13 protein-coding genes are annotated in these 16,173 nt (G+C 72.8%); 5 read left to right on the top strand and 8 right to left on the bottom strand.

Annotated features, from left to right (window positions below; genetic code table 11):
- Positions 1-3: 3 nt before the first annotated feature.
- The gene (locus tag ACW14Y_RS15770) at positions 4-1,236 is read right to left on the bottom strand and encodes an MFS transporter (RefSeq protein ID WP_456987242.1); all 1,233 of its coding nucleotides are present in this window, start codon (positions 1,234-1,236) and stop codon (positions 4-6) included.
- 65 nt (positions 1,237-1,301) lie between these two features.
- On the opposite strand from ACW14Y_RS15770, the gene ACW14Y_RS15775 reads away from it, so the two are divergent.
- Positions 1,302-1,664, top strand: a complete 363-nt coding sequence (locus ACW14Y_RS15775) for a MerR family transcriptional regulator (RefSeq protein WP_380299986.1) — start codon at positions 1,302-1,304, stop codon at positions 1,662-1,664.
- An 83-nt stretch (positions 1,665-1,747) separates the two neighbouring features.
- On the opposite strand, the gene ACW14Y_RS15780 is transcribed toward ACW14Y_RS15775, so the two are convergent.
- Positions 1,748-3,445 (bottom strand): chitinase, encoded by a 1,698-nt coding sequence (locus ACW14Y_RS15780; protein ID WP_380299988.1) that lies wholly within the window; start codon positions 3,443-3,445, stop codon positions 1,748-1,750.
- A 281-nt stretch (positions 3,446-3,726) separates the two neighbouring features.
- Between ACW14Y_RS15780 and ACW14Y_RS15785 the strand changes: the two genes are divergently transcribed.
- Positions 3,727-6,954: a S41 family peptidase gene (locus ACW14Y_RS15785; RefSeq protein ID WP_380299990.1), complete on the top strand. Its 3,228-nt coding sequence runs from the start codon at positions 3,727-3,729 to the stop codon at positions 6,952-6,954.
- A gap of 45 nt (positions 6,955-6,999) precedes the next feature.
- Here the strand turns inward: ACW14Y_RS15785 and ACW14Y_RS15790 are convergent, their stop codons facing one another.
- The gene (locus tag ACW14Y_RS15790) at positions 7,000-7,251 is read right to left on the bottom strand and encodes a hypothetical protein (RefSeq protein WP_380299992.1); all 252 of its coding nucleotides are present in this window, start codon (positions 7,249-7,251) and stop codon (positions 7,000-7,002) included.
- Positions 7,252-7,470: 219 nt separating this feature from the next.
- On the opposite strand from ACW14Y_RS15790, the gene ACW14Y_RS15795 reads away from it, so the two are divergent.
- Positions 7,471-8,268, top strand: coding sequence for a phosphoribosyl-dephospho-CoA transferase MdcG domain-containing protein (locus tag ACW14Y_RS15795; protein WP_456987245.1), 798 nt, complete (start codon positions 7,471-7,473; stop codon positions 8,266-8,268).
- 395 nt (positions 8,269-8,663) lie between these two features.
- Here the strand turns inward: ACW14Y_RS15795 and ACW14Y_RS15800 are convergent, their stop codons facing one another.
- Positions 8,664-9,851 carry a methyltransferase domain-containing protein gene (locus ACW14Y_RS15800; protein WP_456987247.1) on the bottom strand — a complete coding sequence of 396 codons (1,188 nt, stop codon included), beginning with the start codon at positions 9,849-9,851 and terminating at the stop codon, positions 8,664-8,666.
- The gene (locus ACW14Y_RS15805; RefSeq protein ID WP_456987249.1) at positions 9,852-10,016 is read right to left on the bottom strand and encodes a hypothetical protein; all 165 of its coding nucleotides are present in this window, start codon (positions 10,014-10,016) and stop codon (positions 9,852-9,854) included. It abuts the gene before it with no gap.
- A 378-nt stretch (positions 10,017-10,394) separates the two neighbouring features.
- Here ACW14Y_RS15805 and ACW14Y_RS15810 point away from each other — a divergent pair, with 378 nt between their 5' ends.
- Together ACW14Y_RS15810 and ACW14Y_RS15815 are read left to right on the top strand one after the other, a co-directional pair.
- Positions 10,395-11,678: an XRE family transcriptional regulator gene (locus ACW14Y_RS15810; RefSeq protein ID WP_456987251.1), complete on the top strand. Its 1,284-nt coding sequence runs from the start codon at positions 10,395-10,397 to the stop codon at positions 11,676-11,678.
- Positions 11,656-12,171, top strand: coding sequence for an NUDIX domain-containing protein (locus tag ACW14Y_RS15815; RefSeq protein ID WP_380440428.1), 516 nt, complete (start codon positions 11,656-11,658; stop codon positions 12,169-12,171). The genes ACW14Y_RS15810 and ACW14Y_RS15815 overlap by 23 nt, the downstream gene beginning before the upstream one ends.
- A gap of 69 nt (positions 12,172-12,240) precedes the next feature.
- Here the strand turns inward: ACW14Y_RS15815 and ACW14Y_RS15820 are convergent, their stop codons facing one another.
- The 3 genes from ACW14Y_RS15820 to snpA all read right to left on the bottom strand — a co-directional run bounded on the left by ACW14Y_RS15820 (position 12,241) and on the right by snpA (position 16,067).
- On the bottom strand, positions 12,241-14,352 hold the full coding sequence (locus ACW14Y_RS15820; protein ID WP_456987253.1) for a phosphocholine-specific phospholipase C: 2,112 nt from the start codon (positions 14,350-14,352) through the stop codon (positions 12,241-12,243).
- Positions 14,353-14,517: 165 nt separating this feature from the next.
- Entirely contained in the window at positions 14,518-15,189 is a 672-nt protein-coding gene (locus tag ACW14Y_RS15825; RefSeq protein ID WP_456987255.1) for a pentapeptide repeat-containing protein, read from the bottom strand.
- Positions 15,190-15,434: 245 nt separating this feature from the next.
- Complete coding sequence (gene snpA, locus ACW14Y_RS15830; RefSeq protein WP_380300007.1) at positions 15,435-16,067, bottom strand: snapalysin; 633 nt, start codon at positions 16,065-16,067, stop codon at positions 15,435-15,437.
- Positions 16,068-16,173 lie beyond the last annotated feature (106 nt).

Raw genomic sequence — 16,173 nt, forward strand, 5'->3', positions numbered from 1 at the left:
GGATCAGGAGGCGGGGCCCGGGCGGCGGGCCGGGAAGCCGTGGGTACGGGCGGCCAGCACGACCCCGAGCACGGCCAGCAGCAGGAGCAGCACCGCCCACGGGAAGGAGTCCGCGCCGAGCCGGTCCAGCAGCAGGCCGCCGGCCACGCCCCCGCCGGCCATCGCCGCGTTCCACAGGGTGACCAGCAGCGTCTGCGCGGCGTCCGCCTGCTCGCCGCCCGCGTCGCCGACGGCGGTCTGCAGCAGGGTGGGCAGGCCGCCCCAGCCGAGTCCCCAGAGCGCGGCGGCCGCGTACACCGCGAGGGTGCTGCCGGTGGCCAGGCCGAGCACGGCGGCCGCGGCGGCGATCAGCAGGGTGGCGCCGAGGGTGAGCGCGCGCAGCCGGCGGTGGATGTGCGCGCCGGTGAACCAGATGCTCACCAGCGAGGCCGCGCCGAAGGCGAGCAGTACCGCGTCGGTGGCGCCGCCCAGGCCGCGCCGGTCGAGGAAGGGCGCGATGTAGGTGTAGAGCACGGTGTGGGCGAGGACGACCACGACGGTCACGGCGAGCACCGGGGTCACCCCGGGGACGGTGAGGGAGCGCAGCACCGGGGTCCGTTCGCCGCGGGCCCGGCCGGGCACCTCGGGGACGGCCGCGGCGATCCAGCCGGTCACGCCGACCGCGATCGCGGTCATCAGCAGGAAGGGCACCGTCCAGTCGAGCGCCGAGCCGAGGAAGGTCCCGGCGGGCACGCCCAGCGACAGGGCGAGCGGCACCCCGGTCATCGCGACGGCGATCGCCCGGCCCTGGAGCTCGGGCGGCGCGAGCAGGCGGGCGTACCCGGCGAGCAGCGCCCAGGCGAGGCCGGCCGCGACCCCGGCGAGGAAGCGGGCGGCCATGGTGAGCGGGTAGCTGGTGGACAGCGCGGTGACGGTGTTGGCGGCGGCGAAGCCCACCATCGCGGTGAGCAGCAGGCGTCGGCGGCCCCAGCCGGCGGTGGCCGAGGTGAGCGGGACGGCGGTGAGGGCGGTGCCGACGGCGTAGACGGTGACGGCCTGGCCCGCGGCGGACTGGCCGACACCGAGGTCGGCGCTCATCGCGGGCAGCACGCCGGCCGGCAGGGTCTCGGTGAGGGCGGTGACGAAGACGGCGGTGGCGAGGGCCAGCAGGGCGGGCAGCGGCAGGGTCGCCGGGGCCGGGGCGGTGGGTGCGGTGGGTGCGCTGGTCCGGACGGTGGTCCGTGGCGTGGTCGGCATGCCGGTTATGCTCGAACCCTCACATTGATGTGAGGGTCAACGCGACCGACTGTGAGGTGGGGCACATGCGGATCGGCGAGCTGTCCGAGCGGACCGGGGCGTCCCGGCGGCTGCTGCGGTACTACGAGGAGCAGGGGCTGATCGTGGCCGAGCGCTGCGCCAACGGCTACCGCTCCTACGACGAGCCGACGGTGGACCGGGTGCTGCAGGTCCGGGGGCTGCTGGACGCGGGGCTGCCGACCAGGATCATCAAACAGATCCTGCCCTGCCTCGACAAGCCCCGCACCATCCACTTCGAGCACGCCACCCCGGAGATGATCGCCACCCTGGAGCAGGAGCTGTCCGGGATGAGCGAGCGGATCTCCTGCCTGACCCGCAACCGGGACGCGATCGCGGAGTACCTGGCGGCGGTCCGAGTGGACCGCTGAGCGGCGGGTTCGTCCGACCCACCGCCGCCCAGCGGTCGTTCCGGGCTCCGGCCCCCAGCCTTCGACCGGCGGCCGGTGGGCCGTCAGCGGCGGAAGTAGGAGTCGAAGTTCTTCGAGAACTCCCGGCCGCCGAACTGGTCCCAGTTGATGGACCAGGTCATCAGACCGCGCAGGCCGGGCTGGGCACCCGCCTTGGGCACGTAGCTCCCGCAGTTGGCGAGCTTGGTGAGGCAGTCCAGCGCCTTGTTGACCTCGGCCGGGGCGACGTAGCCGTTGCCCGCGTTGGTGGTGGCCGGCATGCCGATGGCGAGCTTGGAGGCGGGCAGCGCCGGGAACACGTTGTTGGTGTTGCCCGCCACCGGGAAGCCCTTGAGCAGCATGTCGGTCATCGCGACGTGGAAGTCGGCGCCGCCCATCGAGTGGTACTGGTTGTCCAGGCCCATGATGGAGCCGGAGTTGTAGTCCTGGACGTGCAGCAGGGTCAGGTCGTCGCGCAGGGCGTGGATGACCGGCAGGTAGGCGCCGGCCCTCGGGTCCTGGCCGCCCCAGGGGCCGGAACCGTAGTACTGGTAGCCGAGTTGGACGAAGAAGGTCTCCGGCGCCATGGTCAGCACGAAGTTCGGGCCGTACTTGGCCTTGAGCGTGCGGATCGCCGAGATCAGGTTGACGATGACCGGGCTGGTCGGGTTCTTGAAGTCGGTGTCGCCGGTCTGGAGCGACAGCGAGTGGCCCTCGAAGTCGATGTCCAGGCCGTCCAGGCCCCACTTGTCGATGATCGCCGAGACCGAGCTGACGAACGTGTCCCGGGCCGCGGTGGTGGTGAGCTGCACCTGGCCGTTCTGGCCGCCGATCGAGATCAGCACCTTCTTGCCCTTGGCGCGCTTGGCCGCGATGGCGGCCTTGAAGTCGGCGTCGGACTCGACGGTCGGGCACTCGGTGGCCGGGCAGCGGTTGAACCGGATGTCGCCCGAGGTGACGGAGGTCGGCTCGCCGAAGGAGAGGTTGATGAAGTCCCACGAGTCGGGGACGTCCGCCACCTTGGTGTAGCCGGCGCCGTTGGCGAAGCTCGCGTGCAGGTAGCCGACCAGGGCCTTGGAGCCGGGCGGCGGGCTGGTCGGGGTGCCGGTGGGCGTGACGGTCGGGGTCACCGTGGGGGTGACCGTCGGCGTCACGGTCGGCGTCACCGTGGGGGTGACGGTCGGGGTGACCGTCGGGGTGGCGGTGGGCGTCGCGGTCGGGCTGGGGGCACCGGGGCCGTCCAGCGAGACGTCGTCCGCGTAGTAGGTGCCCTGGCCGTACCAGCCGTGGGTGTAGACGGTGGCGCTGGTCTGGGTGGCGCCGGTGGTGAAGGCGACGCTCAGCTTCTGGTAGGCGCCGCCGGTGCCGGGCGTCCAGGTCGAGGTGCCGCCGTCCACGCCGAGGTAGACGTACGAGCCCTTGACGTAGGCGCTGAGCGTGTAGGCGGTGTTCGGCGCGACGGTGACGGTCTGCGCGCAGCGGGCGGTGTCGCCCGCCGAGGCCGCCCCGGCGAGAGCGTAACTCCCGCCGTGGGACTGGCCGGTGACGACGCTGCCGGTGCCGCCGGAGCAGCTCCAGGGGCCGAGGGCGCCGCTCTCGAAGCCGCCGTTGACCAGGAACTCGCCGGCCGAGGCGCTGGGCGCGAGGCCCAGGGTGAGGCCGACCATGGTGGCGGCGGCGACCGCCGAGGCGGTGCCGGCGGCCAGCAGGGCGCGCGGCCGGCGGCGGGCGGGCGCGGGCAGGGGGACGGTTGATCTGCGCATGTGGGGGACTCCTCGCGGAGGCGCGGGTGTGGGGGTGTCCGGGGCATGCCCGGGCGCGCACCGGTGGTGGGGGAACGGTGCGTCCGGGCAGGAGAGTTGGACTAGACCACTGAAGTGGATCCGGCCGTACGGTGTCAATGGTCCAGACCGGTTCCGGACCCGGGAGCGGCAGGTCGGGGCGGGTTCCGAGGGTCGGGAACAGCAGGCCGGGGCGGGGGCCGGAAGGTCCGGAGCGCCCGGTTCCGGTTGCCGGGCCCGACCCCCGGCCGAAGCATGGAAGGGTGACGTCGCCCGGCTACCTCCGCCACCCCCACCTGCGCGGGGGCCTGCTGGCGTTCACCGCCGAGGACGACGTCTGGATCGCCCCGCTCGACCCCGACGCCACCGGCACCGGCCGGGCCTGGCGGATCAGCTGCGACCGCACCCGGGTCAGCCACCCCCGGCTCTCCCCCGACGGCCGCACCCTCGCCTGGACCGGCTGGCTGAGCCTCGCCCCCGAGGTGTGGACCGCCCCCGTCGACGGCGGCGAGGCCCGCCGGCTCAGCCACTGGGGCAGCCAGGACACCCGGCTGCGCGGCTGGCTGCCCGACGGCGAACTGCTCGCCGTCACCTCGTACCACGAGCCCTTCGGCCACTACACCTGGGCGCACGCCCTGCCCGCCGACGGCAGCCCCGCCCGCCGGATGCCCTGGGGACCGGTCGGCGACGCCCAGGTCGGCCCCGCCCACACCGTGCTGCTCACCGGAGCCGCCCCGCACGAACCCGCCGCCTGGAAGCGCTACCGGGGCGGTGCCACCGGCCGGCTCTGGGTCGACGGCGAACGCATCCTCGCCGACCTCCCCGGACACCTCGCCTGCCCGATGCCGGTCACCGCCGCCGACGGCGACCGGATCGCCTTCCTCTCCGACCACGAGGGCATCGGCAACCTCTACTCCTGCCGCCCCGACGGCACCGGACTGCGCCGGCACACCGACCACGCCTCCTACTACGCCCGCGAGGCCGCCACCGACGGCACCCGGATCGTCTACCAGCACGCCGGCGACCTCTGGCTGCTGGACGGCCTCGACGCCCCCGCCCCGCACCGGCTGCGCGTCCCGCTCGGCGGCGCCCGGGCCGGCCGCCGCCCGTACCGGGTCACCGCCGCCTCCCACGTCAAGGACCTCGCCTGCGACCGCACCGGCCGGGCCGGGGTGATCACCGTCCGCGGCAGCCAGTACTGGCTCACCCACCGCGACGGCCCGGCCCGGGCGCTCGCCGACACCCCCGGCGTCCGCACCCGGCTGCCGGTCGTGCTCGCCGGCACCGGCGAGGCCGCCTGGATCACCGACGCCGAGGGCGAGGACGCCGTCGAGATCGTGCCGCTGCCCGGCCACGAACAGGCACCCTCGCAGCACGGCCACCGGGTGCTCGCCGCGGGGCGGCTCGGCCGCGTCCTCGAACTCACCGCCGCCCCCGACGGCGCCCTCCTCGCCGCCACCTCCTCCGACGGGCGGCTGCTGCTGGTCACCGCCGCCGACGGCACCGTCCGGGAGCTCGCCACCTCCGGCCACGGGCCGGTCACCAGCGCCCGCTTCTCCCCCGACTCGCGGTGGATCGCCTGGTCCCAGCCCGCCGCCGGCCGCTCGCTGCGCCGGATCCGGCTCACCCGCACCGACGCCCCCGCGCCGGTCGTCGACGTCACCGACGGCCGGTTCGAGGACGAGCAGCCGGCCTTCACCCGGGACGGCCGCTACCTGGCCTTCCTCTCCTGGCGCGGCTTCGACCCCGTGCACGACGTGCACACCGGCGACCTCTCCTTCCCGCTCGGCTGCCGCCCCTACCTCGTCCCGCTCGCCGCCGGCACCCCGTCGCCGTTCGCCGCCCCCGACGAGGACCCCGCCCCGCACGGCGACGGCGGTGGCGACGGCACCGTCCACGTCGACCCCGAGGGCATCGGCGGCCGGCTGATCCAGTTCCCCGTCCTGGCCGGCAAGTACTCGGCCACCGACGCCGTCCGGGGCGGCCTGGTCTGGCTGCGCTGGCCGATCTCCGGCACCCTCGGCCAGACCTTCACCAACCCCGACGACACCTCCGGCCGCCCCTCCCTGGAGTACTACGACCTGGCCCGCGGCAGCCGCTCCACCCTCGCCGACCGGCTCGACGGCTTCGCGGTCTCCGGCGACGGCGGCTCGGTCGCCGTCTACTCGGCCGGCACCCTGCGGATCGTCCCGGTCGCCGCCCCCTCCGCCGCCACCACCGTCGACCTGCGGCGGATCACCCACACCGTGCACCCGGCCGCCGAGTGGCGGCAGTCCTGGGCCGAGGCCGCGCGGATCGTCCGGGACCAGTTCTGGGACGAGGGGATGTGCGGACTGGACTGGCCCGCCCTGGTCGCCCAGTACGAACCGCTGCTGGAACGGATCGCCGGCCCCGACGACTTCGCCGACCTGCTGCGCGAACTCCTCGGCGAACTCGGCACCTCGCACGCCTACGTCACCCCGTCCCGGCGCGGCGAGGGCCCCTCCCTCGCCCAGCAGCCCGTCGGCCTGCTCGGCGCCAACGCGCACCGCTCCCCCGACGGACACTGGCTGGTCGACCGCATCCTGCCCGGCGAGTCCTCCGACCCGCGCGCCCGCGCCCCGCTCGCCACCCACGGCGTGCACGACGGCGACGAGCTGCTCGCCGTCGCCGGGCGGCCCGTCGACCCGGTGCGCGGACCGCTGCCGCTGCTCTCCGGCACCGGCGGCACCAGCGTCGAACTCACCCTGCGCCGCGGCGGCCCCGACGGCACCGCGCGCCGGATCACCGTCACCCCGCTCACCGACGAACGACCCATCCGCTACCAGGACTGGGTGGTCAAACGGCGCGCCCTGGTAAGGGAGTTCAGCGACGGCCGGTGCGGCTACCTGCACATCCCGGACCTCGGCGGCTCCGGCTGGGCGCAGTTCAACCGGGACGTGCGGCGGGAGATGGACAAGCCCGCGCTCGTCCTGGACGTGCGCGGCAACGCCGGCGGCAACGTCTCCGAACTCGTCCTGGAGAAACTCACCCGCCGTGTGCTCGCCTGGGACTTCAGCCGGGGCCGGGAACCCGTCCGGTGGCCGCGCGACGCGCCGCGCGGGCCGGTGGTGGCCCTCGCCGACGAGGCCACCAGCTCGGACGGGGACGTCGTCATCGCCGCGATCCGGCTGCTCGGGCTCGGCCCGGTGGTCGGCAACCGCACCTGGGGCGGCGTGGTCGGCATGACCGGGCGGCACCTGCTCGGCGACGGGACGCAGATCTCGGTGCCGAAGAACGCCTCCTGGTTCACCGGCGGACTCGGCTGGTCGATCGAGAACCGGGGCGTCGAACCGGACGTGCACGTGATCCGCGCACCCAGGGACTGGGCCGCCGGGCGCTACCCGGAACTCGTCACGGCGGTGCGGCTGGCCCTGGAGCTGCTGGAGGACGCGCCGGCCGCGGTGCCGCCGCCCGCGGACACGCCGCGGCCGGACCTGCGTCGGCCGCCGCTACCGCCCCGGGAGCGATGACGCCCGGAACGGCGAGCGGCGGCCGACGTGCTCGCCCTGGTGGGTTCACCCCCAGGGGTCACCCTCGGCGGTCATGTCCTGGCGGGCCCGCTCCTCGGCCTCCCGCTCGGTGAGCGCCGTGGACTCCTGCGCCTCGCGCGTCCTCTCGACCTCGGGGCCGAAGGCGTCGGCGGCCTCGTCGTGCGCGAGCGCGGCACGCTGGGCGGCGTCGCCCTGCTCCGCACTTCCGCCGAGCGAGGACCTGGCCTCCTCGGCGGAGTGCTGCGCCTTGTGGCGGAACCTGTCGAAGATGCCCATGACTCCTCCTCCGGGCGAATTCCGGTTTGCCCCCACTCTCACACCGCGATGCCGGGGCCGCACCCGCTGCGGGGGCGACGGCCGACGGGCCGCGATGCTCCGGCGGGAGCATTGAGCCGTTGGTCCCTGGTGGTGGGCACCGAAAGGCCGTAGCCGGGCCGGTGGGGCCGGGGAAGGGTGGGAACCGTCAGCCGGTCCCGTCCACCCCAGGAGCCCGCCGTGACCGTCGCCGCCCGCCCCCGTGTCCCCCGTCCGAGTGAGGACCCGCACGGCGGGCCGCGCCGACTGGTCGGCTCACTGGCCGCGCTCGGCGGACGGCTGCCCGGCGCCCACGACCTGCTGCTGATGCAGTGCACCGGCTCGCTGCGGCCCCTCGGTGGTGGAGAGCTACCGGCCTGGGCCCGGCAGGTGCTGCGCGCGCACCCGTGGGTGACGGTCGCGCGGGCCCGCTCGGTGGCGGGGTCGCCCGCTGACACCCCACGTCCCGTGCGCTGCACCCGGGAGGCGACGGCCGCCGCCGAGACGTGGATCCCGGTCACGGTGCGCGGCCCCGAGCGCGGGCAGCGCCTCGACGCCCTGGCACCCCGTGCGGCCGTGGCCCGCACCCTGCGCCCCGAGCAGCTGCCGGACCGGCTCGGTCTGCTGCCTTCCGGGCGCATCGCCGCGATCCCGGCCCTGGCGGTCCTGCCCGCCGCCGGACAGCTGATCGCGGACCACCGCCTGGCCTGGGGCCCGATCGGCGCGATCGGCTACGAACTGGCCACCGGCGAAGCGGTGGCGGGCCCGCTCAGCCCGCTGCGGGTGGTGCTGCGCGCCCCGCAACCGATCAGCCGCCGCGACGCGCTGCAGTTGCGGCGAGCGCTGAGCCGACTGCGGGTGCCGCTCCAGGCCGAGCTGGAGACGCGTCATGGAGCGGTGCTGCTGGCCGAGTACGCGGCGTCGCCGTTCACGCTCACCCTGTTGACGCCGGACGGACCCCGGGAGGTCCACGACCCGTGGTTCCCTCGGGAGTTGTGAGCCTCGGCCGCCGGGCTCGGCGGCCGAGGACGACCAACGGCTCCTCGAACGGCTGCCGGGCAAGGTAGGCCGCCGACCAAGCGACACCCCACCGCGCGCACCGCGGGCAGTTCCACGTCCGCCCGGCGGCACTGGCGTCGTCGAACAGATCGACCGGCGTCCGGCAGTGCGGCGCAGGACAGATCGCGGCGCCGGTCACCGGGAGCGGTCGGATCGCGGCGGGGTCGAGCGCCCGCTCGACCCCGCCGCCCACCTGTGTCACGTCGGCGACTCCACTCTGGGTGCCCACGAAGTCGACATCGTGGCCAGTCGTCAGGTCCTTCATCAACTCACCGACCCGGAGCGATGGGAGATTGGGCGGGCTCCTCTTCCGCGCCACAGCGGACGTCCTGGTCTCACTTCAGCGGGAGTGCGGAACTCCGTACGACCGTCTGCGGGTCGTCGAGCCAGAAGCTGTGCGACCCGTCGGGGGCCACGGTCAGACCGAATCGGTCCGGTCCGGGCTCGTCGTTGGCCAGCCACCAGGCCTGGGCCTCGGCCACCTCGGCCCACAGCCGCCGGGGACCGTGCTGCCACACCGTGAACCCCTTCGTTCCCTCGCCCGCCCAGTCCACGGCCGCCCACGACTTCGCGTCCGTGGTGGCGAGCCAGAGCCGGCGAGCTACGCCGTCCACGTCCGGATCGTTGTCCCACGCCTGCCACACGTCGGCGAGGCGAATACCGAGGCCGAACGACAGGTCCCCCCGATCCTCGGCGATCTCGAACGCGGGCAGATCGGTGGACGACTCGTCGGGCACATGCTCGTCGTGGACCACGTCCCGGTAGAGCCGGACCCCGGACCGGTGCCTCCGGTTGACCATGAACGCGCTGTGAGGACTGAACCGCCCCGAGGCACCGCCGCCCTCGGCAACCGTCAACGACAGCAAGCCCCACCCCGTCCACGGACTGTCCCACGGCAGCAGAACCAACCCGCCGGGCACTGTCTGTGCGATCAGATCCGACGGCACGGACCGGAACGCGCAGGTGCCGACCACACGGTCGTACGGGGCACCCGGGGACCAGCCCCGGCTGCCGTCGCCGCACACCACCAAGGGCGACAACCCCAGGTCGTTCAGGGCAGCGCGGGCGCCCGCGGTCACGTCGGGGTCGACTTCGACGCTGGTCACCAGGCCCGGGCCGAGTCGGTGCGACATGAGCCCCGCGTTCCACCCCGGACCGGTGCCGATCTCCAGCACCCGCATGCCGTCCCGCAGGTCGAGCATGTCCAGCATGCGGAAGACGATCCCCGGATCGGACAGCGACGACGTCGGAACCGGGTCGTCCTCGCTCTCCCGACCGTCGTTGATCTGCGTGACCACCGGGGCTTCCGCGTACGCGGAAGCCCACCAGCCGGCTGGGTCTGTGGTCCTGCTGATCGGCGCGAGCGTGTCCGCGTCCCGGATCAGATCCGGCATGAATCGGTGGCGGGGGACCGCGTAGGCGGCCGCCTCCCACTCGGGGGCCACGTCGTGGCCGAGGTATTCCGCAACAGCCCGGAGCAGGCCACGCGTGGCGGCCCGCCCCGTCTCGTGCGCACCGGTCACCTACTTCTCGTCCTTCTTGTGCTTGTTGTCGGCCTTGCCGCTCCGGTGGTCGGCGTTCGTCTTGGAGTCACCGGGATCCTTCTTCCCCCCGTGCTTCCCCTGCCCGCCGTCGTTGGCTCCCGATCCGCCACCGCTGCTTCCGCCCTTGCCCGTTCCCCAGGCCATGGTCAGTCCTCCTGTCTGGATGGTCAGTTGGTGTTCTCGGTGAACCGCTTGGTCTCCGGCGCCGTCGGGCCGGGGGGACGTTCGATCGGGGTGCTCATGATGGCTACTCCTCACGATGGAGAGCGCCGGGCGTCCGACGACGGTCCCGGTCGAATATCGGTGCGAGCTGCCCGCCCTGGTCGCCCGAGGGAGGGCGACCAGGGCGGGCGGTGGTAATCCGGCTTGCTGCGCCCCTGGGGGCAGCAAGTCACCTGCCAGTGCCACCATTCAACGACTCAGAGTCCTCGCCCGGAGACTCCAGAGCGGTGACTCCAAGTTGGAGTCCGTGCACACGCTGTAGGTTGACGATCGGAGCGCGTCGCCAGGGGGAGCGAAACAGTGGATCTGGAACAACCACCATCACCGCGCGATGTTGTCGCGGGGCTCCTCGGAGATGAGCAGATGCTGGCTGTCCTCCGAGCACGCGATATCGGTGCTCTGTTCAAGCTGTTGAACGGCCGTGGCATCAGCACGCGCCGTCTCGCCGCAGCAGCAGAGATCACACAGGGCCGCCTGTACGACTACATGAACGGTCGGACCCGGGTCGAAAAACTGTTGATGTTCGAGCAACTGGCCGACGCGTTCCACATCCCAGGCAGCTTGCTCGGCCTCGCGACACGACCGTGGGAACCAGCAGCGCCGGTGCGGACAGCGCCCTTGGCAGACGTACTTGCCGAGTCCGACGACCTTGCAGCAATGGACGCGTTTCGCGAGGCAGACCGCCAAGCCGGCGGCGGGCGACTGTACGGCGCCGTTGTACAACACCTGCGGGTGAGTGTGGCTCCGCGCCTGATGGACGGCGCAACGGGCCCAAGCGTCTTCGGCGCCGCTGCCGCACTCACCGAAATGGCCGGGTGGATGGCGCATGACTCGGGCCAGGATGCCCTGGCGGCTGCGCACTTCGCCAAGGCATTGCCGCTCGCGCAGATCTCGGGCGATCAGCCGTTCGCCGCCCACGTTGCCGCGAGCAGCAGTCACCTGTCCCTACAGTCCGGCGACACCAAGCAGGCTGCACATTGGGCACTGACTGGGATTGAGATCGCCCGCAATAGTCCTCATTTGCCGAGTCTGGCCGCGCGCCTTCGTACGATGCACGCCCGCGCGCTGGCAGCACTCGGGCAGTCGACATCGGCTAGGTACGCACTCGGACAGGCTCGCGATTTCCTCGACCTCGGCGCGGCTGACGCTCACCCCTGGCTCAGCCCGTTCGATCACGCGGCCCTGGCCAGTGAATCCGCTTTGGCGCTAAAGGACTTGGGTCGGTACAGCGATGCACTGGAGCACGCACAGGAAGCCGTGCGCCTTCGGGGGCACGGACGGACAAGATCTCTTGCATTGAGCCGCATCACACTCGCCGCCGTGCACGTGCAGCGCAAGGAACTGGACGCAGCTGTCGGGGTCGGGGCCGAGCTTCTCGCCACAAGTCCCACTCTCGGGTCGGTAAGGGTCATGCATCAGCTTGACGGCCTTCGGGTTCAGCTCGCCGAGCATGCCGACTACCGTCCCGTCCGTGAGTATCTGGCACGATTCGACGAAGCACGTCGAACCCGGGCGTTGCTTCTGGCCGACATCATGCCGCCGCGAAGGGGAGGGAACGGGAGTGGGGACACCGACCCCGGATGACCCGGTGGCATGGGCCGCTTACCTGGCCGAGGGCAACGCCAGACAGGCGCGGAAACGTGTTGCCGCCGATGTGGTCATAAGAGACCCCGCAGGCCGGATCCTGGTCGTGAATCCCGGCTACAAGCCGGGCTGGGATCTCCCCGGTGGGATGGCAGAGGCGAACGAGGCCCCCGAAATGGCCGCGCGCCGCGAGCTACGCGAAGAACTCGGTCTGGAGATCCACACCTGCGGGCTTCTCGTCGTCGATTGGGTACCCCCACACGGGCCGTGGGACGATCAACTCGCGTTCATCTTCGACGGTGGCGTCATCAGCGTCGACCAGGCGGATTCCCTGCTCCCCCACGACGCAGAGCTGATAGAAGCCGCGATGCTCGCACCTGCCGACGCACGTCAACTACTGCGTACTCGGCTTCTTCCTCGCTATGACGCCGCGCTGGCGGCCTTGAACGACGGGCAGCCCCGCTACCTCAACGACGGACGCCCGATCTCCTGACCGGCGCGGCCTGACCTACCTGCCGGGGCCCGCCACCCGTCGTGCGGGTGGCGGGCCCCGGCCCCCCTATCAGCCGGTGATGCTGGCCGTGCCGGTCTCCAGGTGGCCGGTGAAGCGCTGGGACCAGGTGGCGTCCACGTTCACCGTCACGGTGAAGTCGTACCAACCGTTCGTGTAGGCGACGGCGTTGAAGAAGTCCGTCACGCTGCCGCCGGCCGGGACCTGGTACGTCCAGGGGCCGTCGGTGCGGTAGTTGGTGGACGTGATGGTGAAGGTCATCGCCGTGGTGCCGGTGTTGGCGAGCTTGAAGTACACCGCCGGCTTGCCGGTGCCCGGCTCGACCGCGTAGGAGCAGGTGACGGCCGCGTTCTTGCCCGCCTTGTTGGCGTCGCCCTTGAAGCGGCGGAGGAAGCGGTTGGGGCCGACCACGCTCAGGTCGTAGGGGCCGCCGCCGAAGCCGGTGCCGCAGTTGAAGAAGTCGCTCTGGTTGCCACCGGGGTCGACGGTGTACTGCCAGGGGCCGCCGCTGCGGTAGGCGTTGGCGTAGGCGGCGAAGTGGGCGGACTTGGTCGCCACCGCGCCCTCGTTGACCATCTTCAGCCAGACCTTGATGGCGCCGGCCGAGCCGTACTCCAGGTGGTCCAGGTTGGCGTTCGGCTGGACCGGTACCGCGCGGGCCGGGCGGGTGCCGGGCTCCTGGGCGGGGAGCTTGTTGTCCACCGGGGCCGGGTTGGGCAGCGGGCCGCAGCTGGACATGCCGACCACCGCGCCGGCCGTGTCGGGCAGCCCGGGCAGGCCGTAGACCGGGTTGGCGAAGTCGAACAGGCCGGTCAGGTCGCCGCAGACCCGGCGGCGCCAGTCGCTGATGTTGACGCAGTTCGCGGGCTTGCCGATGGCGGCGGTCCACTTCTCCATGAAGCGCAGCACCGAGGTGTGGTCGAAGACCTCGGAGGAGACCCAGCCGCCGCGGGTCCACGGGGAGACGGCGATCAGCGGGACGCGGAAGCCGAGGCCGATGTTGGTGCCGCCGTAGAACTCGCCCGGGGTGCCGGCCGGGGCCACGGGCGGCGGGACGTGGTCGAAGAAGCCGTCGTTCTCGTCGTAGTTGAGGAACAGGACGCTGGAGTTGAAGACGTCCGCGTCCGCGTTGAGCGCGTCGATCACCCGGTGGACGAAGTGCGCGCCGTCGGCCGGGGTGGCGTAGGGGTGCTCGGAGACCTCCTGGTTGGGGACGATCCAGGAGACCTGCGGAAGCGTGCCGGCCAGGACGTCGGCCTTGATCGCGGCGACGATGTCGTCCGGGGTCTTCCCGGTGACCTTGGGGACGGAGCCCATGCCCTTGACGGCGAGCGGGCTGCCGGCGGGCGCGCTCGTGAACTGCGTGAAATAGCCGAGAGCGTTGTCGCCGTAGTTGTCGGCGGCGTTCTGGTAGACCTTCCAGCTGACGCCCGCGTTCTCCAGCGCCTCGGCGTAGGTCTGCCAGCGCAGGCCCTTCTCGTCGCCGCCGTCGTAGGCCGGGCCGCCCGCCGCGCCGGTGGGGTCGATCTGACCGGACCAGTGGTAGGTGCGGTTGGGGCCGGTGGCGCTCAGCACCGAACAGAAGTAGGCGTCGGCGATGGTCCAGTTCTCGGCGAGCGCGTAGTGGAACGGGATGTCCTGGCGGGTGAGGAAGCCGAGCGGGCGGTTGTTGCCCTTGGCCGCCACCCAGGAGTCCATCTTGCCGCTGTTCCAGGCCCGGTGCTGGTCCCCCCAGCCGTGGGCGAGGTCGCCGTTGCACTGGGCGAGGCGCTCGGGGTCGGCGCCGCCGGCCGGCTTGGTGAGGCTGAACTGCCACGGGTACTGGCGGCCCAGGCCGTTGGGCTGGTTGAAGACGGAGTAGCCGCCGGCGATCTGGATGGCGGAGCGGTCCGCGAAGCCGCGGACGCCGCGCAGGGTGCCGAAGTAGTGGTCGAAGCTGCGGTTCTCCTGCATGAGGATCACGATGTGCTTCGCGTCGGCGATGGTGCCGGTCTGCGACAGCGCCGCCGACGGCGCGACGGCGGTCTCCCCGGCCGGCACCTCCCCCGGCGCTCCGGCGGCCGGGGCGGCCCCCGCTCCAGTGCTGCCGGCACCGGCCGCGGCGAGGCCCGCGGCGGCGGCACCGGACATGGTCACGAACTTCCTACGACTCAACTCGGCCATCAGCCCAGCCCGTCCCTTCACTGGCGAGGTTGTGCACACAACTCGGGCCCACTCGATCGCGCAGCATCTTCCACCCGCCCGGAACGGCCCGACCAGAGGCCGGGAGCAGGTTTGTCGGACTGTTCTCCCGGCCGTCACCGAACGACCGGGAGCTGAACGGTCGGCTCAGCCGTCCTTCACCGTGATGCCCAGGGCCTGGGCGAACTGGGGAGCCAGTTCGAGGAGTTGGGTGGAGCTGATCAGGGCGCCGCGCAGGCCCTGGTGGCCGTCGGGGAGGCCGAGGGAGACGGCCCCGCGCAGGTCGACACCACTCAGGGTGGCGCCGCGCAGATGGACCTCCTCCAGGGTGGAGCCGGGGAAGGTCACCCCGGTGAGCTTCGCGTCACCGAAGTCGACGTCGCGCAGCAGGCAGTCCTCGAAGACGACGTCGCGCAGGACGGCGGCGCGCAGGTTGACCGCTTCCAGCTTGCAGCCGCGCAGCACCACCCGGCGCAGCGCGGCGCCGTGGGCGGCGATGCCGGCCAGGACGCCGCCGGTGACGGCGCTGTCCTGCCACTCGCTGTCGACGAGGTCGCACGCCACCCAGCGGCTCGCCTGCGACCAGACCTCGTTGAACCGGGCCTGGCGGAGCTTGACCCCGCTCAGGGCGACGCCGGTCAGGGCGCACTCCAGGAAGGTGGCGCCGGCGGCCGACTGGTCGGTGTACTCACCGCCGTCGAAGTGGACGGTGTCGTAGCGGTCGTCGCCGCGCAGCGGGCCCCGGTGCGGGACCAGGAGGTCCGCGTACGGCAGGTCCTCCAGGCGGTCGGGGACGAACTGCGGCTTGGACGGCGGCATGGCGGCGGCACCTCGTGGTCGGCGGCGGACGGCTTCTCGTCCGCATGCTCGCACGGGGTACCGACAGTCGAGGGTGCGCGACCGGCCCGGGCGGGGGCGGCGGCGGAGCGGACACGGCGGTGGCACGGTGGGGCGCCCACCGCCGTGCCCTGCTCAGGTGCGCCTCAGGGGCGGGAACGCACGCGGGGCGGCCCGGTCGCCGGGGTTCCGGCGACCGGGCCGTCCACTGCGGTGCGGGAGGAGGATCAGCCGGCCAGGCCGTTCCGCCAGAGGGTGTTGACCCGGGTGCGCTCGGCGCTGTTCGGGTTCGGGTTGGTGCAGGAGGTGCCGGGGCCGCCACCGGACATCAGCTCGCTGCACGGGCCCGAGTAGTGGTCCGGCAGGCCGAGCACGTGGCCGGTCTCGTGCGCGACGACGCGCAGCGAGCTGTACTGGCGGTTCTGCGCGTAGTCGAGGAAGACGTAGCCGCGGCCGTGGCCGTCGGTGCTCGCGTAGGAGCCGCGCGAGTCGTTGCCCTCGTAGTAGCGGAAGTCGGCGGCCGAGCCGGAACGCAGCTGCACGTTGGCGACCGAGCTGTTCCAGATCTGCGCGCTCTGGGCTATCTGGTTGCGGAAGGTGGGCGCGCTGCTGGCGTCGTAGGTCACGGTGACGGCGAGCAGGAACGGGTTGGCGGCCTGCTTGGCCCGGGCGGACTTCATGACGGCCTCGTAGAACGCCTTGTTGTTGGCGTCCTCGGTGGGCGAGCCGGCGTAGGCGGTACCGGAGGCGGTGTAGCCCTGGGCCGGCGCGGCGGCGGCGGTGGTGGTCGGCAGGACCGCCAGGCCGGCGGCGAGGGCCAGACCGACGGCGGCGGAAAACGTGCGCGAGACACGGTTCATGTGGGGGCTCCGTTCAAGGACCGAGGGATGGGGGGTGCTTCGAGTGGGGGTACCGCGGTGGTGCGGGCGCGCCGGACCGGCCGGAGGGGCGTCCGGGCGACGCGCG

It is taken from the genome of Kitasatospora sp. cg17-2, from assembly GCF_054031055.1.